This is a genomic window from Kamptonema formosum PCC 10802 (assembly GCF_000332335.1).
Lineage (GTDB): Bacteria > Cyanobacteriota > Cyanobacteriia > Cyanobacteriales > Oscillatoriaceae > Oscillatoria.
Genome location: NZ_KB235948.1, coordinates 3,534,036 through 3,557,436 on the forward strand (window position 1 = coordinate 3,534,036; position 23,401 = coordinate 3,557,436).

General features: G+C 53.7%; 23 protein-coding genes, 1 tRNA gene and 2 pseudogenes. 14 read left to right on the forward strand and 12 right to left on the reverse strand.

The window, feature by feature from the left end; genetic code table 11:
• Positions 1–247 precede the first annotated feature (247 nt).
• Positions 248–1,549: a response regulator gene (locus OSC10802_RS0115125; RefSeq protein ID WP_017717613.1), complete on the forward strand. Its 1,302-nt coding sequence runs from the start codon at positions 248–250 to the stop codon at positions 1,547–1,549.
• A 333-nt stretch (positions 1,550–1,882) separates the two neighbouring features.
• Here the strand turns inward: OSC10802_RS0115125 and OSC10802_RS0115130 are convergent, their stop codons facing one another.
• On the reverse strand, positions 1,883–2,251 hold the full coding sequence (locus OSC10802_RS0115130; protein ID WP_026098497.1) for a translation initiation factor: 369 nt from the start codon (positions 2,249–2,251) through the stop codon (positions 1,883–1,885).
• Positions 2,252–2,501: 250 nt separating this feature from the next.
• Here OSC10802_RS0115130 and OSC10802_RS0115140 point away from each other — a divergent pair, with 250 nt between their 5' ends.
• The 4 genes from OSC10802_RS0115140 to OSC10802_RS0115155 all read left to right on the forward strand — a co-directional run bounded on the left by OSC10802_RS0115140 (position 2,502) and on the right by OSC10802_RS0115155 (position 6,756).
• Positions 2,502–3,779, forward strand: a complete 1,278-nt coding sequence (locus OSC10802_RS0115140) for a methyl-accepting chemotaxis protein (RefSeq protein WP_017717616.1) — start codon at positions 2,502–2,504, stop codon at positions 3,777–3,779.
• Between the two features lie 265 nt (positions 3,780–4,044).
• Entirely contained in the window at positions 4,045–4,302 is a 258-nt protein-coding gene (locus OSC10802_RS40290; protein ID WP_017717617.1) for a hypothetical protein, read from the forward strand.
• Positions 4,303–4,858: 556 nt separating this feature from the next.
• Positions 4,859–6,112 carry a tryptophan synthase subunit beta gene (gene trpB, locus OSC10802_RS0115150; RefSeq protein ID WP_026098498.1) on the forward strand — a complete coding sequence of 418 codons (1,254 nt, stop codon included), beginning with the start codon at positions 4,859–4,861 and terminating at the stop codon, positions 6,110–6,112.
• 101 nt (positions 6,113–6,213) lie between these two features.
• Positions 6,214–6,756: a CAP domain-containing protein gene (locus OSC10802_RS0115155; protein WP_232731687.1), complete on the forward strand. Its 543-nt coding sequence runs from the start codon at positions 6,214–6,216 to the stop codon at positions 6,754–6,756.
• Between the two features lie 1,034 nt (positions 6,757–7,790).
• On the opposite strand, the gene yidD is transcribed toward OSC10802_RS0115155, so the two are convergent.
• The gene (gene yidD / locus OSC10802_RS0115160; protein ID WP_017717620.1) at positions 7,791–8,282 is read right to left on the reverse strand and encodes a membrane protein insertion efficiency factor YidD; all 492 of its coding nucleotides are present in this window, start codon (positions 8,280–8,282) and stop codon (positions 7,791–7,793) included.
• Positions 8,283–8,287: 5 nt separating this feature from the next.
• Between yidD and OSC10802_RS0115165 the strand changes: the two genes are divergently transcribed.
• Both OSC10802_RS0115165 and OSC10802_RS0115170 read left to right on the forward strand, forming a co-directional pair.
• The gene (locus OSC10802_RS0115165) at positions 8,288–8,587 is read left to right on the forward strand and encodes a hypothetical protein (protein ID WP_026098501.1); all 300 of its coding nucleotides are present in this window, start codon (positions 8,288–8,290) and stop codon (positions 8,585–8,587) included.
• A gap of 178 nt (positions 8,588–8,765) precedes the next feature.
• Complete coding sequence (locus tag OSC10802_RS0115170) at positions 8,766–9,071, forward strand: DUF6464 family protein (protein WP_026098502.1); 306 nt, start codon at positions 8,766–8,768, stop codon at positions 9,069–9,071.
• Positions 9,072–9,156: 85 nt separating this feature from the next.
• Here OSC10802_RS0115170 and OSC10802_RS49955 read toward each other — a convergent pair whose 3' ends face one another.
• A complete protein-coding gene (locus tag OSC10802_RS49955; protein WP_155967835.1) occupies positions 9,157–9,405 on the reverse strand; it encodes a hypothetical protein in 249 nt (82 codons plus the stop codon).
• A gap of 64 nt (positions 9,406–9,469) precedes the next feature.
• Between OSC10802_RS49955 and rplU the strand changes: the two genes are divergently transcribed.
• The 5 genes and pseudogenes from rplU (at position 9,470) to OSC10802_RS0115200 (ending at position 12,918) form a co-directional block, all read left to right on the forward strand.
• A complete protein-coding gene (gene rplU, locus OSC10802_RS0115180; protein ID WP_017717623.1) occupies positions 9,470–9,871 on the forward strand; it encodes a 50S ribosomal protein L21 in 402 nt (133 codons plus the stop codon).
• Between the two features lie 224 nt (positions 9,872–10,095).
• Positions 10,096–10,401, forward strand: coding sequence for a 50S ribosomal protein L27 (gene rpmA / locus OSC10802_RS0115185; RefSeq protein ID WP_017717624.1), 306 nt, complete (start codon positions 10,096–10,098; stop codon positions 10,399–10,401).
• Between the two features lie 133 nt (positions 10,402–10,534).
• Positions 10,535–11,518, forward strand: coding sequence for a porphobilinogen synthase (gene hemB, locus OSC10802_RS0115190; protein ID WP_026098503.1), 984 nt, complete (start codon positions 10,535–10,537; stop codon positions 11,516–11,518).
• A gap of 246 nt (positions 11,519–11,764) precedes the next feature.
• Positions 11,765–11,878: pseudogene (locus tag OSC10802_RS56500) on the forward strand (RNA-guided endonuclease TnpB family protein); the annotation flags it as partial.
• A 554-nt stretch (positions 11,879–12,432) separates the two neighbouring features.
• Positions 12,433–12,918, forward strand: coding sequence for a GNAT family N-acetyltransferase (locus OSC10802_RS0115200; protein WP_017717626.1), 486 nt, complete (start codon positions 12,433–12,435; stop codon positions 12,916–12,918).
• Here OSC10802_RS0115200 and OSC10802_RS40295 read toward each other — a convergent pair.
• A complete protein-coding gene (locus OSC10802_RS40295; protein WP_017717627.1) occupies positions 12,833–13,798 on the reverse strand; it encodes a sensor histidine kinase in 966 nt (321 codons plus the stop codon). The genes OSC10802_RS0115200 and OSC10802_RS40295 overlap by 86 nt on opposite strands.
• Before the next feature lie 60 nt (positions 13,799–13,858).
• Entirely contained in the window at positions 13,859–14,494 is a 636-nt protein-coding gene (locus OSC10802_RS0115210) for an L-threonylcarbamoyladenylate synthase (protein WP_017717628.1), read from the reverse strand.
• A gap of 211 nt (positions 14,495–14,705) precedes the next feature.
• Here OSC10802_RS0115210 and OSC10802_RS47670 point away from each other — a divergent pair, with 211 nt between their 5' ends.
• Positions 14,706–15,725, forward strand: coding sequence for a M23 family metallopeptidase (locus OSC10802_RS47670; protein WP_082218295.1), 1,020 nt, complete (start codon positions 14,706–14,708; stop codon positions 15,723–15,725).
• Between the two features lie 148 nt (positions 15,726–15,873).
• Here OSC10802_RS47670 and OSC10802_RS54500 read toward each other — a convergent pair.
• The 7 genes and pseudogenes from OSC10802_RS54500 to OSC10802_RS55640 all read right to left on the reverse strand — a co-directional run.
• Positions 15,874–16,036, reverse strand: a pseudogene (locus OSC10802_RS54500) (Uma2 family endonuclease); the annotation flags it as partial.
• Positions 16,037–16,099: 63 nt separating this feature from the next.
• Positions 16,100–16,987 (reverse strand): peptide chain release factor N(5)-glutamine methyltransferase, encoded by an 888-nt coding sequence (gene prmC / locus OSC10802_RS0115220; protein ID WP_017717630.1) that lies wholly within the window; start codon positions 16,985–16,987, stop codon positions 16,100–16,102.
• 168 nt (positions 16,988–17,155) lie between these two features.
• The gene (locus OSC10802_RS0115225; protein ID WP_026098504.1) at positions 17,156–17,917 is read right to left on the reverse strand and encodes a Tic22 family protein; all 762 of its coding nucleotides are present in this window, start codon (positions 17,915–17,917) and stop codon (positions 17,156–17,158) included.
• A 499-nt stretch (positions 17,918–18,416) separates the two neighbouring features.
• Positions 18,417–18,490: transfer RNA gene (locus tag OSC10802_RS0115235), tRNA-Pro, on the reverse strand.
• Between the two features lie 286 nt (positions 18,491–18,776).
• Positions 18,777–19,037, reverse strand: coding sequence for an HNH endonuclease (locus OSC10802_RS0115240; RefSeq protein ID WP_026098505.1), 261 nt, complete (start codon positions 19,035–19,037; stop codon positions 18,777–18,779).
• Between the two features lie 221 nt (positions 19,038–19,258).
• Entirely contained in the window at positions 19,259–22,354 is a 3,096-nt protein-coding gene (locus tag OSC10802_RS0115245) for a type ISP restriction/modification enzyme (RefSeq protein ID WP_017717633.1), read from the reverse strand.
• 82 nt (positions 22,355–22,436) lie between these two features.
• Positions 22,437–22,562 (reverse strand): hypothetical protein, encoded by a 126-nt coding sequence (locus OSC10802_RS55640; RefSeq protein ID WP_017717634.1) that lies wholly within the window; start codon positions 22,560–22,562, stop codon positions 22,437–22,439.
• Positions 22,563–23,202: 640 nt separating this feature from the next.
• Between OSC10802_RS55640 and OSC10802_RS46300 the strand changes: the two genes are divergently transcribed.
• On the forward strand, positions 23,203–23,401 hold a 199-nt coding region (locus OSC10802_RS46300; protein ID WP_198525123.1), incomplete at its 3' end, for an IS4/Tn5 family transposase DNA-binding protein.

The following is a 23,401-nucleotide window of genomic DNA, read 5'->3' on the forward strand; positions in this document are numbered from 1 at the left end:
TCGGGTGGGTTCTGTGGTGGGAACCGCCCCCGTGAAGGGACGCTAAGGTTGAGTTGGTTCTCGGTGGGTTCGTCTGTAGCGGCATCCCGATTTGTGTCGGGACTGAGGCGGAAGGCACCCTACATCTGTCTTGAGGGTGCGGTTGATATGCTAGCCGCGTTAGGGGGTATTCTATAGTTGGTCAAAGCTTTGATGAATTACCCTTTCTTCTCCCTCACCCCTTAACCTTCAACAAGTCCGGCCACTCATGTCAAAAATTCTCGTAATAGAAGATGATGGGGCAACCCGGTTACTTCTGAAAAGAGACCTTCAATTAGAAGGGTATGAGGTAACAGTGGCCAAAGACGGGTTGCAAGGGCTGGAATGTGCGTCTAAAATCGAACCGGCGCTGATTGTTTGCGACTGGGTGATGCCTGAGATGGATGGGGTGGAGGTTTGCCGGCAGGTTAAGGCTGACCCAGAGTTGGCGAGGGCGTTCTTTATTTTGCTAACGTCTAAGGGCACGGTGGCTGACCGTGTGGCGGGACTGGATGCGGGGGCGGATGATTTTCTTTCTAAGCCGGTCGATCCTCTGGAATTGCAGGCGCGGGTGCGAGCTGGGCTTCGGGTTTACAACTACCAGCAGGAATTGAGCCGGTCTAACCAGCAATTGAGTCAAGCCCTGCACGATCTGCGCCAAACTCAGGCTCAACTGATTCACAGCGAAAAGATGTCTAGTCTCGGCAGGATGGTGGCTGGCATCGCCCACGAAATCAACAATCCTGTGAATTTTATTTCGGTGAATTTAACCTATATTCAAGAGTACGTTTCTGAGTTGATAAACTTTGCAGATCTCTCCCTGAAAGAGAGGCACTCACTCAGCCCGCACCTCCAGGCGGCTGCTGAAGAGATAAATCTCGAATTTTTGAGGCAGGATTTTCCTAAACTCCTGAGTTCGATGGGAGTGGGAACTGAGCGGATCTGCCAGATTGTTCTGTCTCTGCGCAATTTTTCTCGGCTGGATGAAGCTCAGAGAAAACGGGTGAATTTGCATGAAGGCATCGACAGCACTCTGTTGCTGCTGCAGCACCGCCTGACTGCCGGTGATGGCAAGGGGGATATTGAGGTGATTAAGGACTACGGGAATTTGCCGCCGGTTGAATGTTTTGCAGGGCAAATGAATCAGGTGTTTCTCAATATTTTGACCAATGCGATTGACGCCCTCAAGGCAAGTCCGAACTCCCCCAAGAGGATATCGATTCGCACTGAAATGGGGCGTGGGCAAGACAAGAGTTCGCATTTGCCCAGCGCCCAGTGCCCAGTGCCCAGTGCCCAATCATCTGTTGTGATTCGGATAGCGGATAATGGAATAGGGATGGTGCCGGCGGTTAAATCCCGCATCTTTGACCCTTTTTTCACGACTAAGCCGGTGGGTTCTGGGAAGGGGCTGGGGCTGTCTGTCAGCTACCAGATCGTTGTGGAGCAACACGGCGGTCAGTTGCTGTGCTCTTCTGAACAGGGATTGGGGGCGGAGTTCGCCATTGAAATTCCCCTGCGCCAAAGCCGGTGATTTTGGATGGGGCATGGGGCATGGGGCATGGGGCATGGGGCATTGCTAATTCGCTCCGCCGGTGCGAGAATTTAGATTAATCAACCGGATATGATACTGGAGTTTAGACCGGCAATTCGCACGCAATCCAAATGCAATCTATCGACGTATATAAATTCTGTTTGAATAGTTTGTTTTTGTTTTGGGCCGGCAGGAGGGGGGCCCTTGCGGTCGCCCTGTCGCGAATTGAGCAGTCTTCGGGAGGCGGAGCCTCCTGCCAGGCGTTCCCGGGCGGAGCCCGGGAACGAGTTTAAAGGTTATTAATCAAACGGATAAGGGAAAATTTATCCGGGGTCAGCCGCCGCTGATTTTGGCTTTGTAGCCGAGGCCGGTGAGGAGCTGGAGGAGTTTCTGGGTGTGATCGCCTTGAATTTCAATGTCCTGGTCTTTAACAGTGCCACCGGCACCGCAGTGGGTTTTCAGCTGTTTGAGAAGGGAGGCGAGGGTTTCGGGTTTGGCTTGAAAGCCGGTGATAACGGTGACGGTTTTGCCGTTACGCCCTTTGCGGGATGCCTGGATTCGGAGATTTTGCCCGGATGGGGGGAGTTCGGGGAGGGAGCGTTCCAGGGCGGCGGGGTTGGTGCTTGCGCCGAATTCTTGGTGGACAACCCGGTTGCCGGTGGGGGTGCTGGTGTCGGTGGGCTTGCGCTTAGAAGTGGCCATAACAGGAGTGAAAAATAAAATAGAATGCAGCACTGGTGGCTGGCGGGTGCCGGCGAGTCAAGTTTGAAGCCCGCTGCCGGGATTCACTGTTACCCGAGCTGAGTGACTGGGAATTTTTATTTGCGCTGTTTGTTTGTTTCAATCGCTGGCTGAGATTAACACAAACGACCGGGACTGCTTGTTTATAGAATAACACATTGCGGCGAAGCCCCATGCCCCATGCCCCATGCCCTATGGAGCGTCAAAGTCCATGACTGGGGCCAGCATGAACCGGCAGTGCGCTCTGTGGCCTGCCGGCGGACATCCGGGCGCGGTAGGCTGTGGGAGTGACACGCACCGGTCAGATGTCGATGGCTTGATTAAAATAAGGAAAAACACTAAGGAAAAACACGGTATGGTCGGCCAGAGAAAACTGAGCGAATATATTTGGATAATAGCAGCATTTCCGATTGCGGGCTTCATCGGAGTTATGGGGCTAGCAACCTTCCACAATTGGAGGGTGTCCGAGGCATTTCAGCGAGTGAGAGCGGCGCAGGAAGCGATTGTGGTAAAGGGAGCATCAGTCCAAGACCGAGAGGTGCTTGCGGAAGAAAACACTCGGGTAGAAGCGGCCCTGCAACTGGCCAGATCGTCGCTGGCAGCCGCCACCGTGTTAGAGCTAGTTTTGATTTGTGTTTCCGTCTATTTGATGGCGGAGGGAATTTCCAAAAAGGTGAGTCAGGTGCTGAGTCAAATTACTGCCTCTTCAACGGAAATTGCGGTGACAATGGAGGAGCAGGAACGGATGGCGTCTCAGCAAGCTATTTCCGTAAATCAAACCACGAGCACAATCGATGAGTTGGGGGCGTCCTCAACCGCTACAGCCCAGCAAGCGGAAACGGTTGCTGGCGGAGCCCGACAGGCGCGGCTGCTGGCGGAGGGGGGAACGCTGGCGGTGGGGAAAACGCTGGAGGGGATGTCGGTTTTAAAAGAAAAAGTGGGTGCGATTGCCGAGCAAATTGTGCGGTTGAGCCAGCAGACGTCTCAGATTGGGAATATTGCCGCTTTGGTGAGCGATTTGGCCAACCAGACGAATATGCTGGCGCTGAACGCAGCGGTTGAGGCTGTGCGTGCCGGCGAGCACGGCAAGGGATTTGCCGTCGTGGCGTCAGAGATTCGCAAGCTGGCTGACCAAAGTCGGAAATCTACAGAGAAGATCAACGCCTTGGTGGCGGATATCCAAATGGCGATTAATTCCACAGTGATGGTGACGGATGCCGGCACGAAAACAGTGGAGGAGGGATCTCGAATCGCTCAGGAAACAGCGGAAGCCTTCCGGGGGGTGACGGAGGCTATCAACGAGATTTCTCTGAGCACTCAGCAAATTTCCCTGAGTGCCAAGCAGCAAGCGCTGGCTGTTCAGCAGGTAGTGGATGCGATGAATGCGCTAAACCAAGTAGCGGCGGAGACGGCTAAGAGTATCAGTCAAGTTAAGGTGGGCACCCAGAAGCTCAACGAAGCGGCGCACAGTCTGAAGAGCATTTCCTAGAGTGCCGGCGGGTGAGAGCCCGGAAGCTTAAGTTGACACCGGCAGGCGGAGCGCCTGCCTGCGGGGGGGTGGGGGCTGTGACAGTTTCAATCCCCTTGCCGGGATTGGTGCTGGCCAAAAATCTTCTCCTCCTACCCCCTCCTGAAATCATTGTCGCATTGATATGGGCTTCTTTGCACAATCGGGATCTTCCCCGGCACGAACGCCGATAATAATCTAAAGTGAATCAAAGTGAATCAAACAGACCTCGTGGGAGCGGTGGCAGATGGAAGCGAAACGAAACCCAATGCAGCAGCAGGTAGAGGAGAGCAGACAGCAGGCGAAGGTTCATGCTGAGCGAATCAATCAACTGGCAGCCGAACTGGCAGAGGAAATACAGGCACTCAAGGGGCTGGCTGATGAAATCAGCCCCAGCTACTGGCAGGTCTATTACAAACCTTTCATCACCGGCTTCAAAAGCATCTCAGTGCCTTACGTCCGCTCGGATGGGGATGTTTGGACGATTTTCAACCGGGTGGTATAGCTGCTATGCGTGGGGCAGCGTTAGTAGTTGGGCTTTAGCCCAAAAGTTCGCAGTTGGGCTAATGCCCAAAGGTTAGTAGTTGGGCTAATGCCCAACCGCCGCCTATCCCCTAGCCAACCCCATCCAGGGATTAATTTTCACATCTCAAGAGGAGTTATACCTCTCATCCGATTAAAAGGTCTTTGGAAAACACGCCTGGAGACGGGTTTTGTAGGTATGCTTTCTTTCGGATCTTATAGCAATAGACAGCTCAGTAATGGAGAAGGCATCTCACTTGGCAGTCGGGATAGGGAAGGACGCGCAACGCGATCCCGCTTCGCTATCGGAGGGAAGGCCTGTCCAACGTCCGTGCCCTAAGCAGATCCTAAGGGCAGGCGAGACGCCTGCCCTACGCCTATACTTCGTAGGAATTGTTTTCCCTCCAACGAGCGTGTCGATTACTGAGCTGTCTGTTGCTATAACCCGTAACCCCTAACCCGTAACCCCTAACCCGTAACCCCTAACCCCTAACCCCCAGGACATATAATGAACGGTGTCCACTAATTTTCCTGCTGTCGTGACCACCACTCCCCTGCCTCGCAGTCCGCAAGCGGCTGCTACTAGCACTTCAGGCCCCGACGCCCTGGGACGCTTTGGGCGTTTCGGGGGCAAGTATGTGCCAGAAACCCTGATGCCGGCTCTGGCTGAGTTAGAAGCGGCGTACCAGCAATACCGCAACGACCCAGCTTTCGGGCAAGAACTCCAGCAGCTGCTGCGGGACTATGTGGGACGCCCCAGCCCCCTGTATTTCGCTGAGCGCCTCACCGCCCACTACGCCCGCCCGGACGGCACCGGCCCGCAAATATACTTAAAGCGGGAAGACCTGAACCACACCGGCGCTCACAAAATCAACAATGCCCTGGCTCAGGCACTGCTCGCTGTGCGGATGGGCAAGCAGCGGATTATTGCGGAAACGGGTGCCGGCCAGCACGGAGTGGCCACGGCAACGGTTTGCGCTCGCTTTGGGCTGCAGTGTGTTATATATATGGGCGTACACGACATGGATCGGCAAGCTCTGAATGTGTTTCGCATGCGGCTGATGGGGGCGGAAGTGCGCCCAGTGGCAGCCGGCACCGGCACGCTGAAGGACGCCACCTCAGAAGCGATTCGCGACTGGGTGACTAATGTGGAAAACACCCACTACATCCTGGGCTCAGTGGCTGGCCCTCACCCCTACCCGATGATGGTGCGGGACTTCCACGCAGTGATTGGCCAGGAAACCCGGGCTCAGGCTCTGGAAAAATGGGGCGGAGTGCCGGATATCCTGCTGGCGTGCGTAGGGGGAGGGTCCAATGCGATGGGACTGTTCCACGAGTTTGTGGGCGAGCCGGCGGTGCGGCTGATTGGCGTTGAGGCGGCGGGTGAGGGCGTGGATACGGAGAAGCACGCCGCTACCCTGACGCAGGGGCGAATTGGCGTGCTGCACGGGGCGATGAGCTATTTGCTGCAAGATGAAGATGGGCAGGTGGTGGAGGCGCACTCGATCAGTGCCGGTTTGGACTATCCTGGCGTGGGTCCGGAACACAGCTATTTGAAGGATGCCGGTCGGGCTGAGTATTACAGCGTCACTGACAAGCAGGCATTAGAAGCGTTTCAGCGGCTTTCGCAGTTGGAGGGGATTATCCCAGCGCTGGAGACAGCTCACGCGATCGCTTATCTGGAAACGCTCTGCCCGCAACTTGCCGGCAGTCCGCGCATTGTGATTAACTGCTCTGGGCGCGGCGATAAGGACGTGCAAACCGTGGCTAAGCTGTTAAATTCAGGTCAGTGAATCTCTCGTAACTCCCCCTCCCCGTGTGCGGGGAGGGGGTAGGGGGGGGTGGGGTTCCCAACTTGTGCGACGCTGTGAAAAGAGCAAAATTTGTATTAGGTTTGACGTTTTTACTGTTGGCAGCAGGCGCTGGCGGCTGCGTTTTTGTGATAGACACCGGCTCTCTGGTGCGACCGGCAAAACCGGCTGCAACGACAGAGCAAAGGGCAGAGCCGGTGCCTGCCGAACCGAAATCCAATCCGCCTTCGGAGACTGTGGCGGCTTTGGAAAAGTCAGTTCACGAACAGGTGAATCAGTATCGCGCTCAGCGAAATTTGCCGGCGCTGAAACTTGACCCCCGGATTAGCGAGCAGTGCCGCGCTCACAGCGCAGCAATGGCCAGCGGTGGCGCTCCTTTTAGCCATGACGGATTTGAGCTGCGAGTCAAAGCAATTGGCAAGCAGATTTCCTACCGCTCGGCGGCAGAAAATCTCGCCTACAATTTTGGGTACAGCGATCCGGGGAAGCAGGCGGTTCAGGGCTGGATAAAGAGTCCTGGGCACCGCAAGAATATGGAAGGGCAGTTTGATTTAACCGGCGTTGGCATTGTTCAGAATGCCAAGGGGGAGTATTACTTTACGCAAATTTTTATCCGCCGGTGGTAGGGAAGAAGCACTGCTGCTGCACACTTCTATATTCTTACCTGTGCGAGAAATATCTCGGCGCTCACCCGCCCCTACAGCGTCCCGCCCCAACAAGGATAGATAGGGCGTCTAAATCATGTAAATTTCAAAACCCCGGTTTCTTAAAGAAACCGGGGTTTTGGGGCACCAGCAGTTGCGCAAATCATTTAGAATTGATATATGCAAAAATGATGCAACAACAGAAGATATAGCAGTATGCACTTAGGTTAGAACATTAGACCTTCAGGCTCGGCGGACGCCTCCCCTACGCCTATATAGCAGTAAGCATTTAGGAAACCTACATTCCGGCCTCCCTTGCTCCAGAGCTTCCGAAGCTTCTATTGTTCTAACCAATATGACTGCTGCTATATCCGATTAAATGAGATTTGTAAAACACGCCTTCAGACAGGTTTTGTATATATGCTTTCAACCGGAGATTAGATAATTTGACCTGCCGGCACCCCCTTCTGTGGGGCCAATCGGCTGTTCGTGGCCCACTTTCGGGTGCCGGTGGCCGCTTTTCGGCAGGAAATTGCCGTAAATGAGAGGGTTTCCGATTAAATGAGATTTGCAAAACGCGCCTTCAGACCGGTTTTGTATATATGCTTTCAACCGGATATTAGATAAGTTGCCGTGCGTGGGAACGGGCTGCGGCGGACAGATATCCTTCTTCTGTCACGTTGAGGCAATTTGACGAATTTGCGTCATTTCAGGCAACGAGAGATGGGGCTTTCACCCCGGTTTGACAGAAGAGGGATATAGCAGTATGCACTTAGGTTAGAACATTAGACCTTCAGGCTCGGCGGACGCCTCCCCTACGTCTATATAGCAGTAAGCATTTAGGAAAGCTACATTCCGGCCTCCCTTGCTCCAGAGCTCCCGAAGCTTCTATTGTTCTAACCAATATGACTGCTGCTATAATATTGCGTAGGCGTGTCAGGTTTTTTTATAAACCGCCCCCGTGAAGGAACGCCAAGGAAAGAAAAAAGAGAGGGTTTGACACTCGGTGGCGAGGATTATCCACCGCAGCTCCCAAAATCCAGGACACTGCAATCTGGAGCCGTACAATCCATCGCCCCACAGTCAATGCCATGCCAACCGGCACAGCCCTCGCCGGCACATCCGTCACCAGAGCTTCCCGCGCAGTCAATCGCTTCACAGCCAGCACTGGGGAAATCAAGGGGGGTGACAGGACACTGAGAGTTCGAGCTGTCGTCCGAGCTGTCCCCCCGGCGTTCTGGATCTTTTTCTGGATCTTCTTGTGTCTCCATCTGGCTCTTTAGCACAAGACTTGCGGATTTACAAGCTTGCAGCCGGTGGCGGGAAGTGCGGACAGCCTCAATCAAACCCACCTCCAAGATGGTGCGTTTTATAAATTGAGAGCAGGACTCGCCCCCATGCAGCACCCGATACGCGCAGGAAAACCCTTTTCTGGGGGAGAGATGCTGCTGGTAGCCGGCAATCAAAGCGGCGGCTGACCGGCGAGTCAGGGCGTCAAAAGCTGTCATAGGAATTGGCGAGGGGAATTGGCGAGGTTGAGGAAAAGCTGTTCATCCAGCCGGCACCGCAGTCCGAGGTACTTTTAACAGAACGCTCGTCTTTTATAAAAACTATCAATAGATTGCAACTCTTGCCAATCCGGGAAGGCACCGAATTTAAAGGCTATTGCAATCCGGGGGAATCGCCGGCTCGAAGAATTGACCTCTGCGCCGGTGCGCCGGTGCCCCAAACCAGCCTTTGCTCAAGGGCGGTGTGGGGACACGGGCATGTCACGTCTCCCCACAGCCAGAGATCCCTCATGCAAAATTTCTAGTAGAGGAGTTGCGCCGGCGCTGTAGAGACGGGACCTCTAGCGCAACTCACATTAGTGAGTGCTGTTAAGCCCCTGCTTTCAAAGGGCGCGCCTCACTCAAATAATAATCGCTAGACCTGCTGGAAGCAATGCGGTGTTTGCGCAAGTCCTGTACTGTAAACTCTTTTGGAGAGGCTCGGTGTTCAATAGAGATATACTCCTGATTTTTGCTTTGGGTTTAACGCCGCCGGTGCTGTCTTGGTGGCTGCGGCGTCAAGCCGAGGCGCGAGCTGCAGCCCGCTTGAGGGCGGCGAGGGAAGCTGCGGTATCCCGAGGACTGCAAAACCTTCCGCTCCCCCCAGACCTCTATGACTTCTCTCGTGGGGAGGGAGAAACAATAGGCGACCCAACCTGCCGGTTTAATGCCCGCTCTGCTTTAATCCGCTGTGCGGTCAATCCCCAGGGTCCGTGTCAGGGGTGCCCGCACTACCAGCCACGGGAGTGAGCGCCATTTCGTGAGATTTCGATTTGGAATTCAGCTATTGCGGGCGTTACGCTTTGAGATTCAATATTTTCAGGCAATGTAAAGTTTATTTTAAAACGATGCCATCAAACGTAAGTGAGCTGTAGCGCGGGCCGAGATGCCTGTGCCGTGCGGCAAGGAGTGCCGGGTGCCCCGCCCGCCCATTGGCCACACAGGAGAAACCGGCAGCCCGGAAACTCCAGAGCCAGACCGCTTGACAAATAGCCTGCCAGTTGGCAACAATGGTAGATTGGCTGTCTGTAATGGCTCGGATCAGGTATGGCCCATTTGCCGGCTGCGCTAGCCGGCGCGGCAAAAGCTGGCAATCTGCGCATGAGCGGTAAGCCAGCTACCTGTACGGCAACTCACACAATAAATCCATGACTTACGCAATTATCGAAACCGGCGGCAAGCAACTGCGGGTAGAACCGGGTCGCTTCTACGATGTGGAACTGCTTCCTGTGGAAGCCGAAGAGACAATAACAATAGACAAGGTGTTGCTGGTTGAGCACGACGGTGGCGTCAGTATTGGCCAGCCGTTTGTGGAGGGGGCGACGGTGGAAGCCCAGGTGTTGCGGCACCTGCGAGGGCGCAAAGTTATCATCTACAAGATGCGCCCCAAAAAGAAAACCCGCAAAAAGCGGGGGCACCGGCAGGAAATTACTCGCCTGATGATTAACTCCATCAGTCTCAACGGTTCCGCGCTCGGAGAGAAACAGCAGTCGCAAGCGGCTGCGCCGGAAGCTACAGCAGAAGCAGCCCCCGAGACTCCTGCAGAATAATAAGTGGGGGCGGGCTCGCCGGCAGCAAAAGCTGACCGCAGATAAGGGGACGGAGAAATCCGGTTTCTTTAAGAAACCGGGTTTCTGGGGCGCACCTCACGCAACGGAAACTCCTATATATGAGCGAAAGCCGCCCCTAACAAGACCCGAACTGGGCAAAACCGGCGCAACCGGACAGCATATCAATTGAATTTCGGGAAGATCTCTCAGGAGGACACAGGAAAATGGCTCATAAAAAAGGTACGGGCAGCACGCGCAACGGTCGCGACTCAAATTCCCAGCGCTTGGGCGTCAAGCGTTTCGGTGGCCAGGTTGTGAGAGCCGGCAATATTTTGGTGCGCCAGCGGGGCACCAAGCTTCACCCGGGCAACAATGTGGGAATTGGCAGTGACGACACCCTGTTTGCCCTCATCGATGGCGTTGTCACATTCGAGCGCAAGGGCAAAACCCGCAAGAAGGTGAGCGTTTACCCCACCGCTGCGGCTGCACCGGCTGTTGCTGCAGCTGAACCCGCTGTTGCTTCGGCTTAACCTTTAGAAACCGGGTTTCTTAGAGAAACCCGGTTTATCAAGAAATTTTACATAACGTTACTAAACTGTTTAGCCGAAGGGCAGTGACAGGTTTTAGACTGGATTTTGATATTTTCGATCCTTATTAGCCGCCATGTTCCCAATCCACCGCCCCCGCCGCTTGCGCAGCCATCCCCAGCTTCGCCGTATGGTGTGCGAAAATCTTTTGACCGCCAGCGACCTGATTTACCCCCTGTTTGCCGTACCGGGAGAGGGCATCGCCAAAGAGGTGAAGTCCATGCCCGGGGTGTACCAGCTGTCGGTAGACAAGATCGTGATAGAAGCGAAGGAAGTCTACGATCTGGGGATTCCGGCGATTATCCTGTTTGGCATTCCAGACGTTAAGGATGGGGATGCCACCGGCGCGTGGCACGATTGCGGAATTGTCCAGAAAGCCACGGCTGCAGTCAAAGCAGCGGTGCCGGATCTGGTTGTGATTGTGGATACTTGCCTGTGCGAGTACACCAGTCACGGACACTGCGGCTATTTACAGACCGGCGATTTGACGGGTCGGGTTTTGAATGACCCGACGCTGGAGTTGCTGAAGAAAACTGCGGTGTCGCAAGCAAAAGCCGGCGCTGATATTATTGCGCCGTCGGGGATGATGGACGGGTTTGTGGGGGCCATCCGCGCGGGGCTGGATGAGGCGGGGTATCAGGAGGTGCCGATTCTTTCCTACGCGGCGAAGTACGCTTCGGCTTACTACGGGCCATTTCGGGATGCGGCTGAGTCCACGCCCCAGTTTGGCGACCGCCGGACTTATCAAATGGACCCGGGGAATGCGCGGGAAGCCCTTAAGGAAATTGAACTGGACATCGCCGAAGGGGCGGACATGCTGATGGTGAAGCCGGCTCTGGCTTATATGGATATTATCTGGCGCGTCAAGGAAGCGAGTAACCTGCCGGTGGCGGCTTACAATGTCTCTGGCGAATATTCTATGGTCAAGGCTGCGGCCCTCAATGGCTGGATTGACGAGAAGCGGGTGGTTCTGGAAACGCTGACCGGCTTCAAGCGTGCCGGTGCTGACTTGATTTTGACCTACCACGCCAAAGATGCCGCCCGCTGGCTGCAAGGGTGAGAGCAGGATTTAATCCTGGATTCTTGACGCAAAGCAGTAGGACACGGTATAATGAGATACGTTAGCGAACCGTGCCGACCGATCGAGTTGAAAATAGTGCTTGATTTCTTATCCGTCTTTGAGACTTCCGACACGGTTGCCAAGCGAAACAGGAAATTGAGCTTAAAGCAGCTGTCATCGGCGCTGAGCGTGAAAGCGCTCTGGGTTTAAGTAGTTGCCAAAACACCGACCTGAAACGTTCGCGTTCATAGTGCTTTCGGGATCTTCCTGAAAGCTTTGCGGGATACCGCCTCTATCACTTTTACGGGTGATAGTGCTATCGTTGCGTTGTCCGGGGTTATCCCGGATAATGTCGCGTAAATGTATCAGCTAAGGCTAGCAGCTCCTGACCGGATCGATCCCTGGCCACAGGGGCGACCGCTGCGGTGGCCCTAAACAGGGAGCGAATCAGGGAAAAAGAGGGGAAAATTGCATCGATTGGCAGTTGAGGGGCGTGTTGCCATGCGCCAGGGGCTAGGGCAACACGCCCCTTGCTGTTTGCGCTTAAATGTCAGGAAATCCTAACAAAAATGTGGGAAAAAACCCTAAAAAGTATTGTGCGTCTCTACGAAAACTTATAATATTTGATATTAGGCCGGCCCCTGCATCTAACGTTGGAGCCAAGGCGACTGACAGAGCAAACAGGGAGCGGCCACGGTTGAAGCTTTTGCTAGAAAGAAATGCGTAAAACGCATGATATGGGTCTTTTTGGGCCGCTCCCACTCTCAGATTCAAGAGGGCACCGGCACTCTTCGACGACGGTTTCACGAGTGAAACCTACAAGAATTTCCCCCTAAAAATTCACTCTTTAGGGGGATGTGCGGATCGCTATTTGGTGTAAATTAAAGTTATCTTCGGCGCAGATTTAAGGAACAATGAATTCAAAAACCACAGATTGCCGCCACATTCGGTTTTGCGACCGAAAGTCTGAGATTAACCTCAAGCAGCTGCAAGAACTGTTTCATTTAGCAGCGTTTTGGGCGCAGGACAGAAAGATTGAGGATTTGGCAATCGCTATCGCCAACAGCGAGCCGGTAATCAGTGTCTGGGATGGGGAGCAAATGATTGGGTTTGCTCGCGCGACTTCTGACGGGATCTACCGGGGTGCGATTTGGGATGTGGTGATTCACCCGGACTATCAAGGTGCCGGTTTGGGGCGCAAGCTGGTGCAGACAGTGCTCAGCCACCCCCGGATGAGCCGGGTGGAGCGGGTTTACCTGATGACGACTCGCCAGCAGAAGTTCTACGAGCGGATTGGGTTCGAGTACAACGCCTCTACGACGATGGTGCTGTACAATCCGCTGCTGGTGAGCCAGGTGCAGGAGAGCGAATTGCCACTGGAAGCGTACATTGAAGCCTGACGAACTCGCTGCCGGCTGCCGGCACCGGCACGATTTCCAAGATTTCCAAGCGCCCGCGCATCAGTTCGAGGAGCCGGCAATCCATCAGCAGGATCATTCCTGAGGACAGCTGGGGGTTCTCGTTAATCTGCCGCCCTTGAGCCACCGGCACTTGCTGCAATAAATCCACCGGCTCGCTCCAGGTAAAGGTGGGAGAGGGGACATCAATCCAGATGTGGCAGCACACATCCCCTCCTCCGTCTTCGGGGGAAAGGGGAAAAGTTGCGACAGAAATGCGGATGCTGCCCTCTTTCATATTGGCAAGGGCGGTGTCGGTGAGATTCACCAGCACCTGTAGCAGCCGAGGCCGGTCTGCTCGGACATACATTGCGGCATCTGGGGGATCTATTTGGAGGCGCAGGTTGCGATCTGCAGCTTGCAGGTGGGTGAGGCGATAGACTTCCTCGAAGATTTCGGCGAGCTGGATTGGCTCAAGATTGATGCGCTGTTTGCCGTGCTCTATTCTGGCAACCTTGAGGATGTCATCGATCATGTCCACCATTTTGAGCGCCGAGGCGTGGGCTTTGGCGACAAATTCTCGCTCTTCGGCTGGATCGTCACACAGGTCCGCGAGGATTAACTGGTGGGCACCGATGATGCCATTGAGGGGGGAGCGCAGTTCGTGGCTCACCCGCGCCAGAAAACCGCCTTTGAACTGGCTGATCTGGGATGCCATCTGGTAAGCGAGCTGGGTTTCCTGCTGCGGCTGTGAGAGGGTTGGCGTGTCTGGGGTGGCGTCTGCTGGCGCGAAAAGCCGGCGGCGCAACCTGTCGGAGAGCCAAGTGCTCCCCACGCCCAGCCCCAAACCCACTGCTAAAGACACCCAATTGCTCCAGTCCATATTAAAGCTCAAACCTCTAATTTTGCCTGCGGGGAACCCCACCCCGCAACCCCTGCCCCGCTAGCGGGGAGGGGGGGAAGAGAAGAAAGGTTGATCCAACGGGCTGTGCGACTCTAATTTAACCGCTCCCTCCCGCAAGATTGCCCACCGGCTCTCTGTCCATTTTGCCACGGTGGAAGGGACGCCGGTGGCTGGAGGAGCAGGCGAGTTCTCGTCTGGCAGAAGTGTCAGGACTTCTGGAAACTGGGCGGCAATTTCTGCCAGCGACAGCACTGGCGGCTGTCCGCTGCGGTTGGCGCTGGTGGTGGCCATCGGGCCGGTGATCGCCAGGATTTGCCGCGCCACGGGGCTATCGGGGACTCGCACGCCGATGGTGGTGGGGTCCAGGGGGTTCATGGCCGGCGGGACAAGGGGGCTGGCCGGCAGGACGAGGGTGAGGGCACCGGGCCAGTATTTGCGGGCCACTTGCTGCCAAATTTGCAACTCTTCCGGGGTGCCGGTGACATAGGGCCACAGGTCTTCTGGGGAGCCGGCCATTAAAATTAAGGGTTTGTCGGCGCTGCGCCCTTTGGCGGTGAAGATAAGCTCGGATTGGTCGGGCCGGCTGGCCAGTGCCGGCACGGTATCGGTGGGAAAGCTGACCAGTTTGCCTGCAATTGCGCCGGCGATTAGGGCGTCGGGGGAGACTTGTGGCATGGAGAAGCTGTTAGGGGAATTAATTTTATTTTATTTTTACAAGACGTAGCACAGGCGAGACGCCTGTGCGTTGGGCTTTAGCCCAAAAGTTGCGCAGTATGGGCTTTAGCCCTATCTTAGTTCGTAGTTGGGCTTTAGCCCTGAATTTATTAGTTCGTATTGTACCAGATTTTATGGGAGAGAACTTTAGCTAACAGGAATTCCCCTATCTATGTCTTTTAAAAATAATTCTGTCATCTTTCTGGCTGTCCTAATTTTCACATCCATATCTATAGGATTGGGAAGTGGATTCAATCCCTCCAGAACAAACGCCCAAACCAAGAGAGGCCAGTTTTGTAATGTCCAAACCAATAGTGGGGGCTGGTGGTTTTGGAGAACTACCGACTTATCCACCAATCCTTGTGCCACTCTTCTCAGCCAGTATTGCACCTATCCCGATTGTAGGGTGGCGAGTTCCGGTACATACCTGTTAAACGGGAGAAACCAGGTTCAAGTTTCTTGTCAAAATTTTCAGGCTTCCTTTTCCGGGTTTGGTGGCGAGCCGTTCGATCGGGCATATGAAAGTGCAGCCACCCCATCCAAAGCTTCATGTCTTTTCACGGTGGCTAGTTCGGCGTCTGTTCCTACTCCCACATATATTCCTCTATTTCAGAAACCCTTTTCAGGTAATTTTGCTGCTGGGAACTCCTTCGATCACGACTTACCCGGCGCTCAGAACGGCTATGTGCTTACTTGGCAGGGAAAGAAACTGCGAGCAGGTATTCCCGGTGCCTACATTGATGGTCACTATGGTTATGATTTCGGTATGCCTATTGGAACTCCACTTTTAGCTGTTGCTGATGGGGTAGTGGATTCTGCTGGTTGGCAGTCTTTTAACTGCCCCCCAAGAGGAATTGTACATCAATTAGATGTATTCATAACCCATACCGCACCTGATGGCTCTCGTTTTAAAAGTATATATGGTCATCTCGAACGTGTGGATGTCAGCCAAGGACAGAGAGTGTATTCAGGACAGGTAATCGGACGATCGGGAAACACTGGCTGTAGCAGCGGCCCTCACCTACACTTTGGCGTTCACAGATTAACAGATACTAATAACGGTCAAGCGACTGCGATCGATCCCTATGCTTGGTCTGGCAATGGAGTAGATCCTTGGTCTGTTCATCCTGACGGTGCTGTTAGTGTCTACCTGTGGCGAGAAGGACAAGCTCCGAGACTTATTGCCAAATAACCTCAAAGAACCCTGAAAAAACAGTTATTAAGGTAGGAATCGTTAGCATAATCAGTGAAGCTGGCGTCTCTTGTCCCAATTTGTTTGTGGGGGCAATTCACTCATTGCCCCCACAAAGGACAAATAACCAATGACAAATGACAACCAATTACACCGCGTCGGGGTCAATAGCCAATTCCCGCAGTTTTTCCGCGCTCGCGTTGGGCTCGTTGAGCTTCCATTTCGGCTCGCTGTTCTGCCATCTTTCGCTCGTTGTCCAATTCGATATAGGTGGCGAATTTCCGACCATCGGGGTAATAGATTTCTAAGCCTCTGGGACGCCTGTCCTACGCCTGGTTTAAATGGACATCTGGGACGCCTGTCCTACGTCGGGTTCAAATTCGATAAGCCAAGGCAAATCTCTGGACACCGGCTAAATCGGGCAAAATTTGAATACCGGCGTAACTCCCCTGCCGGCGCAGCAACTCAGCCACACTATCGGCTTGTCCCGCCATCATCTCAACCAGCCAGAAGCCACCGGCTTGCAGGTATGCCGGCGCGATTTCCACCAAATGCCGGATGCAGTCCAGCCCATCCTCACCACCGGCAAGGGCCAGGTGCGGCTCGTGCAGGGCCACTTCTGGCTGCAGGTGCGGCACTGTGCCCGTGGGGATGTAGGGCGGGTTGGACACCACACCGGCAAGCTGCCCTTTCAGCGCTTCCAGTGGCTCAAACCAGGAACCGCGATAAAACTGAATTCTCTCGGCAAACCCCAGATCGCCGGCATTCTGCTGGGCAATCGCCAAAGCATCCGGGCTGCAATCTATAGCATGAATTGTTGCTTTTGTCAATACTTCTGCCAGACCAATCGCAATTGCGCCGCTGCCGGTGCCCAAATCCGCCCAGTGTCCGGTTTCTAGCTTGCTGTTGCCATGACAGGCGGCTTGGGCAAAGTCAACAATGGACTCGGTTTCGGGGCGGGGGATGAGGACTGCCGGCGTTACCGCCAGGGAAAAACGACGCCAGGGTGTGCGCCCAGCGAGGTACTGCACCGGCACCCGCTCAGAGATGCGCTTGCGCCACAGTTCGGAGAGTTCGGCAACAGACCGCTGCAGTGGGATGTGGGGCTGGTGTTTGAAGGACTGGAAGCGCAGCGCCAGCCGGTCCAAACCGGCAAGCTCAAGCAGCAGCCAGTCCACTTCTGCCGGTGCGATGCCGGCAGCTTGCGCTGAGGCTATCGCTTCAACGCGCCACTGCCACAGTTCTAACCCTGAAACTTGCATGGAATTTTTTTGGGCATAGGGTATGGGGCATGGGGCATAGGGCATGGGGCATGGGGCATTGCGCATAGGGAATTGAAGACAGCAATCAATCCAAAATCCAAAATCTAAAATCCATGCATCCATGCATCCATGCATCCATGCATTCCCATGCCCAATCCCCAATACCCCTTAAGGCTTGGGTTGAGCGGAGCCTGGTGGGAGAGTGCGCAGGAATTCTACGGTTTCGCGGGGCGGAACCAGCACAATTTGGTTGAGTTCCTGGTCGTTACTCTTTTGCAAAGTGTCAATCACACCTTCCAAATTCACAACTTTAATTTGCACCTTAGCAGCTAAATCTGGCTGCTGCTGCTTAAACTTATCCAGCATCGCTTGCAAATCTTCCTTTTTGAAGAAGACAGGAATGACTTGCTCGTTACCCCGCTGAATCGTCAAGAAGCCATTTGCCGGGCCGCCGGTGGCCATAAACATGGGAACGCCATTAAATTGGTTCACTTGCTGGCCCTGCTGGCGCAGCAGCGCCACGGCTGAATCAACCTGCTGCTTCATGGGCACATAGGTGAAGTCCACACCTTCTGCCTTGCCTTCGTTGGCTTTATCCATCTTGTAGACCTCAGCCAGGGACACCGGCACCACCTTGACGGCTTGTGCCAGCTGGGGATTTTTCGTCTTCAGCTGCTCGACAAATGCCTTAGCGTCTTGCTGGCTGATAAAAACGCCCGCCACCGAAGTTTGCTTGCCCCCATTGGCCACGGACGCAATCAGTGGCGCTCCCTGAGCGTCTGTAATGGTAAACACCGGCACCGGTCGCAGCTTTTGCATGATTTGCTCCTCGGTCAGAGCCAGCGCCTGCATGTTCCCGCTCAGTGTTGGGCCCAGCAAGGCGCTCCCCACCAGACCCAGCATAGCGCCCCAGCGGATTAATGATTTCATGGTTCCTCCCAGTACGGTCTTGCAATAAACTTAGACGAAAAATGAGGCTAAGATCGTCTCAAAAACTGATTATTTTTTCTGGATTTATCTTGTCGCTCTCATGCAGGCCAATTCCGCCCCATTCCATCGCCGGTGGCAAATTCATCCTGACGCAGTACCTTGAGAGTTCTGCAATGTTGATTTACAGACCGGGCTGGCTTCCAGAAGTGCTTTCAGGGGAATGAAGCTTGCCGAACCGTGACAGAACAGTCTGATTTAGCGTGCCGCAAGAGAGCCCCTCTTTCCCCGCCCTACTAGCTTAGCCTGCAGGAGAGGGTTGTGTGGCAATCTCGAACAGTTTCGAGTCTGGGCATGGCGCATGAGGCATGGGGCATGGCCCCAGGCGCATGGGGCATGGGGCATGGGGCATGGCCCATTGAGCCAAATAATCAATCCAAAATCCGGGCATCCAAAATCCCAGATCCCCAGCGCCCAATGGCCCTGGGGTGAGACATGTAAATCGGGATGACAGGATTTGAACCTGCGGCTCCCGCATCCCAAATGCGGTGCGCTACCAAGCTGCGCTACATCCCGTTGCCGTAGTGTTCTATTCTATGGCAGTTCGCGCCACGACACTACTTCTCGATTTCTCTTCTTATCTTAGCAGACGATGCGCCTCTGGAGACAAAATCTGCCACGGAAGATTTTTTTCCCCGGAGGGAGGTGATGGAAGTCCAAGGCGGGACAGTAGGCTTTGCCGCACCTCCCATGACAGTATAGCTTGCCGTGGGGTGAGAGGGGGCGACCGGCGGATCTGCAGGATCTGCCCCTATTTCCCCATTTCCAGCGAAACTGCCTTCAGCAGAGGGTTTCAGGCGTTTTAGCCATGCACTTTGATGCGCTTTTCCGGCTTCTGCTTCCTCACCCAAGAGAGGAATTTGGCCATCTGGGGCTCAGCTTTGAGCTTTTCCAGGGTGTTGAGCTCTTGGGCGAGGCGGGTGTTGTCGAACAGGGTGTGGACTTGCCGGTGGCAAGCTGAGCAGATGTCAATCGTGGGCCCGTGAGTGCCCTTCTTCTGTTTCGGGATCAGGTGATGGACGGTCAAAAGTTCCATCTCTCTGTCACAGAGTTCGCACGGCATGATGTTCTAAGTTACTTTCCTGTACTATTGTATAATACAAAATTCTGCTGCGCCACCTATATCTAAGCCCCCCAGAAACCGGGTTTCTGCGACAACTTTTGCCTCCCACCCGAAAGATTTATTCAGAAACCCGGTTTCTCCTCCCCCCAGAAACCGGGTTTCTTTATTGAGAAAGCCGGTTTCTCCTCCCCCCAGAAGATCGAGCGATCTAGATTAACCTGTTATTCCAGAGGCCAACTCGGAATCAGCCGGTCGATTTCCGCCATAATCTGCAGAGTTTCCTTGAGAGCGACCGCCACTCGCTGATAGTGCAGTATATCATCAAAAGACAAACAGCGACCGGCTTTTTTGCGGTCTTTCAGCCATTTCTCCAAAACTTGATAGCCCCCAACTAGAAACGCCCAGACTTCCGGGGGAATCCCTTCAAAATATTGCTGCGCATGGATATAAACCCGCTGCAGCACCGGCTTGTAGGTGACTGAGGTAACGGCATTGTCCCCACTCACCGGATATTTCGTGATGATCTTGTTAAGTTTTTTCGACTTCATCAGGTGCAGTCCCACCAATTCCTGCCCTTTTTCCGAGAGCGCTTGGAACAGCCGGCTATTGCTGGTTAAAGGCAAGCGGGGAAAGTCGATTTTCAGGAATTCAGCATAGCGCTGCCGGTAGGTGGGGCTGTGAAAGATGGCGTAGGCGTAGTAAAATATGTCTTCTGAGGTGGGTGTCGCGCTCAGCTTCTTCCGAATCGCACTCAGAAAATCTGGAGACAGGTTGGGGGTGCGGTGCGCGAACAAGTTCCCCTGCTCGTTCTCGGTGTCAGGATAGAGGTAGAGGGGGAAGATATAGCAGTTATCTTTACTGGAGAGGGCATCTTTATTCACCGGCAGGTCAGAAACGAGGAAATGCTGGAATCTCTCCTCTCTAATCCCTCTCATCGTTAATAGCGCCAGATTGGGTTTCAGGAGGTGGCGCATTACTTCGATTCGCAATCTATCCGAGCAAGACGAACTGAAAAAAATATACCGCACATCAAAAGGCCGGTGCAGGACTCTCTCAATCAGGGATTCTATGTTGAGACGCGCGACAGCCTTTCTTGCCGGTTCAACCTGCCAAGATGCGGACTCTTTTAACTTGTAGCGTTCCTTAATTTGCCGGTCGCTGATTGTTAAATCCGCAAATCTTTCAATCCTTTCTTTCAGGGATTGCCGGTCAGCGTCAATCACAAACGCATCTCTGTGAGTTTTGATGCCGCTGGACTTGACCGGAAAAATATCAGCAACAGACCAGGCGCTGCTATACTCCTCACTCAACTGAAATTGTTTAGGAGTGAAGAAATAATTCGGCGGAGATGGGCGCAGTTCTGACCACGCAACCGAATTCACATCAGAAGTATTCAGGAACTCATATTTAGCCTGCCGGCTGCCCCAGATATCATAATGAAAAACCTTTTTGCCGGCATTTTCTTTTCGGCGGGACACCGGCTCGCCCCGCTCCCCCAAATCTTTGACCGCTATCAAGATAGCTACACCTTGCTTAATATCAAACACATTTTGGTCAGCTCTCCCATCAGGAGGACTTTCCTGTAGCAAAGAGTTGCCGCGCAAATCCATCACATAAAGCCGGTCAAAAGTCTTGAGGAGATCCTCTCGCATCCCTCGGTGGATTAACCCATTAAGATAAGAGTGATTGGTGATAAATCCAATAATACCACAGCCGGTCTGTTCAATCCGGTGATGGGCAAAGCGGATAAACTTGATGTAATCGTCGCTGAGAGGCTGGAGATTTTTTTCCGCTCGCACAGCTTCCTTGTAGCGCTGCATCAAGGCTTCGATACATTCGCCCTTATTTGATGAGCTAACCGCATAAGGCGGATTCCCAATCACCACCATCACCGGCACATCCCGCTGAATTGCTGAAGCTTCACTGGCTTCCTGCGCGACAAACGGCGCGAACAGTACCTCTGATTTTTTCAGCGCTTCGTCTAAACTGCAGGTGAGATAAATTCCCAGCCGCTGTTTTTCCGCAAACTGATATCCCAGATTTTGCAGCTGCAAGCCGAGTTTCAGATGCGCGATGGCGCAGGGAGCCATCAGCAGCTCGAAGCCAAACAAACGCCCCAGCAAACTATCCCGCACATACTGATTCCAAGCGCCAGCCATCCCCATCTCTTCCAGATTTTGGTAAATCTGATTTACTCCCCTATAAAGAAACGTGCCGGTGCCGGCAGCCGGATCGAGAATCCGCACCCGTGGCTGCAGGGTGACTGCATCTTTGCTACTGTCTGCTAATCCCAGGGGCAAATTAAAGCGCTCTTTCAGAATAGCATCCACAGAGCGGACAATAAAGGAAACCACCGGCTCAGGGGTGTAATAAACGCCCCGACTCTTGCGCAGCGCCGCATCATAAGCCGTCAGGAAGGTTTCATAAAAATGCACAACCGCATCTTCTTGGCGGGTGCGCCGGCCAAAGTTTTCCAAAATGCCGCCCATATCGGCAAGCCCCAGCAATCCCACTAAATCGTCAACAGCCCAATTTATCTGGCTGATTGAGTCTGTGTCAGCAATGCTGTTAAACAGCCGGTTCAAAAATGAATTGGTGGCTGGAATGTACGTTCCTGCTGTGCGCCGGTGGAATGCGAAACCACGCGGATTTTGAGCGTGACCTACTCTCGCCGCAAATAACCCATAAGATACAGTCTGGGCGTACATATCTGCAAACTCTGAGTCATTGAGATCCGGGAGTAACATCTCATTAAACTCCCGTTTCAGCTGGCGAAGTTCCCCTCGCTCAGTTTCGGCTTTTAATGCTTCCTCAGTGGCGAGCCGGATTGTTCGCGTTCGCCGCGCCATCTGCTTGGCTAAGCCTTGGGGAGTGCTGATAGGGGTGCCGGTGGTGTTGAGAAAGCCCTGAATTAATGCCGCCACACCGGCAGTGTCACTGACTTTAATCTCATCTCCCCCCCGCTGAGCTAAGACGGCTTTTCGCCTTTGCTTACCCTCAACATACCAGCGAAACTCCAGATAATTTGTTAAAATTAGATTCCCATTTAAGGATTCCCGATAGCGCTGTAGCTGCTCTGTTTTTTCAGCCCCATCCAGATCCAGCCCAACATCTTTGGCTTCAATATAGCCAACCAGCAAATCCCGCCGCCTCACAGTCAAGTCGGGGATGCCTGCCTTGTTGCCTTTCTCCTCAATGGCAGCTTCTATCCCTACAGCCGGCTCATCCAGTAGCGCCTTGAGTGCGGGATAGTGGAGTAGCTCACAACCCCGTTTCAGGTTTTTCTGGAGTGCCCTGATGTAAGCCTCAAAACGCATCGTTTCACGGTAATTTTTATCTATTTTACCGCCTGAGAGCCGCTATGAGTTACTTAAAAATATAAACTTATGCTAAGTAAAGTTAAGCGCACAGCTCCCACCGGCACCCGCGCACCGCCCAGATCCCAAGGGCGAGCCGGCGCAACAAAAACTCCCACCCGGTCAACCCTGGCACCGGCTGGGAGATGCAAGATAAGCTTTCATACATTATAAATTGAATTTCGTCAATAAGTAATCCTCCGTCAGGGGGATGGCAAACTGGCCAGCTCAATGCAGATTAAATTCATATTTATCCGGTTATTCACTGCATAAAACTTATCAGTTTTTACTTCAAATATAGGCTCTTAATTATACACTATACAAACGTATTTTATATGAAAGCTCTCCGAGAGTTGCGGCCCGCCCCACATCGGGCCATCTCAATGAAAAACCCGCCGATTGGGAGGGTTGCCAGTAGGGGATTGGCGGGGGCGGGTTTTGGGGGCGGGTTTTGCGGGCGGGTTTTGCGGGCGGGTTGGTCGATCCGCTGAGTTGCGCCACTGTCGGCTGAACCGACCCCTACAATTCACCGGCAGTCGGGGGCGGGTTTGTGGCAATTTCTAGCACCTTAGAAACCCGGTTTCTTTAAGAAACCGGGTTTCTCTGTATCTTTTTGTAATCCCCTCACCCTCACCGCCCGCACTTTGGGGAGAGGGGAGAATTCTTTATTTTTCCCCCCTCTCCCTTTATGGGCTATCCATTACCCACATTTTTCTTAACATAAAGTACATATTTCTTAAAAAATCCTGGAACATTGATGGGCTATAGTTTTAAGCATCCTGGGGCTAGAAGCGGGGAGCAATTAAGTTATGCTTGAATGGGCCAGTAGTGAGCTACAATACGCTCAACTAGGAGATCAGCGACGCCACAAGCGCTTCATTCGGATTGTGGACGATTTGGTGAGCCAACCTGGGGCGAGCGTGCCACAGGCATCAGGAGATAAAGCGGCCACTACCGCCGCCTATGATTTTTGGAAGTCTCCCTATTTTAGTCCGGCTGATATCCGTC

Bases quoted from the DNA above. Each gene is read 5' to 3' on its own strand.
- OSC10802_RS0115125 (WP_017717613.1), top strand. From the start codon at position 248: ATGTCAAAAATTCTCGTAATAGAAGATGATGGGGCAACCCGGTTACTT.
- OSC10802_RS0115130 (WP_026098497.1), bottom strand. From the start codon at position 2,251: ATGGCCACTTCTAAGCGCAAGCCCACCGACACCAGCACCCCCACCGGC.
- OSC10802_RS0115140 (WP_017717616.1), top strand. From the start codon at position 2,502: ATGACTGGGGCCAGCATGAACCGGCAGTGCGCTCTGTGGCCTGCCGGC.
- OSC10802_RS40290 (WP_017717617.1), top strand. From the start codon at position 4,045: ATGGAAGCGAAACGAAACCCAATGCAGCAGCAGGTAGAGGAGAGCAGA.
- yidD (WP_017717620.1), bottom strand. From the start codon at position 8,282: ATGACAGCTTTTGACGCCCTGACTCGCCGGTCAGCCGCCGCTTTGATT.
- rplU (WP_017717623.1), top strand. From the start codon at position 9,470: ATGACTTACGCAATTATCGAAACCGGCGGCAAGCAACTGCGGGTAGAA.
- rpmA (WP_017717624.1), top strand. From the start codon at position 10,096: ATGGCTCATAAAAAAGGTACGGGCAGCACGCGCAACGGTCGCGACTCA.
- hemB (WP_026098503.1), top strand. From the start codon at position 10,535: ATGTTCCCAATCCACCGCCCCCGCCGCTTGCGCAGCCATCCCCAGCTT.
- OSC10802_RS0115200 (WP_017717626.1), top strand. From the start codon at position 12,433: ATGAATTCAAAAACCACAGATTGCCGCCACATTCGGTTTTGCGACCGA.
- OSC10802_RS40295 (WP_017717627.1), bottom strand. From the start codon at position 13,798: ATGGACTGGAGCAATTGGGTGTCTTTAGCAGTGGGTTTGGGGCTGGGC.
- OSC10802_RS0115210 (WP_017717628.1), bottom strand. From the start codon at position 14,494: ATGCCACAAGTCTCCCCCGACGCCCTAATCGCCGGCGCAATTGCAGGC.
- OSC10802_RS47670 (WP_082218295.1), top strand. From the start codon at position 14,706: ATGTCTTTTAAAAATAATTCTGTCATCTTTCTGGCTGTCCTAATTTTC.
- prmC (WP_017717630.1), bottom strand. From the start codon at position 16,987: ATGCAAGTTTCAGGGTTAGAACTGTGGCAGTGGCGCGTTGAAGCGATA.
- OSC10802_RS0115225 (WP_026098504.1), bottom strand. From the start codon at position 17,917: ATGAAATCATTAATCCGCTGGGGCGCTATGCTGGGTCTGGTGGGGAGC.
- OSC10802_RS0115240 (WP_026098505.1), bottom strand. From the start codon at position 19,037: ATGCCGTGCGAACTCTGTGACAGAGAGATGGAACTTTTGACCGTCCAT.
- OSC10802_RS0115245 (WP_017717633.1), bottom strand. From the start codon at position 22,354: ATGCGTTTTGAGGCTTACATCAGGGCACTCCAGAAAAACCTGAAACGG.
- OSC10802_RS55640 (WP_017717634.1), bottom strand. From the start codon at position 22,562: ATGTATGAAAGCTTATCTTGCATCTCCCAGCCGGTGCCAGGGTTGACC.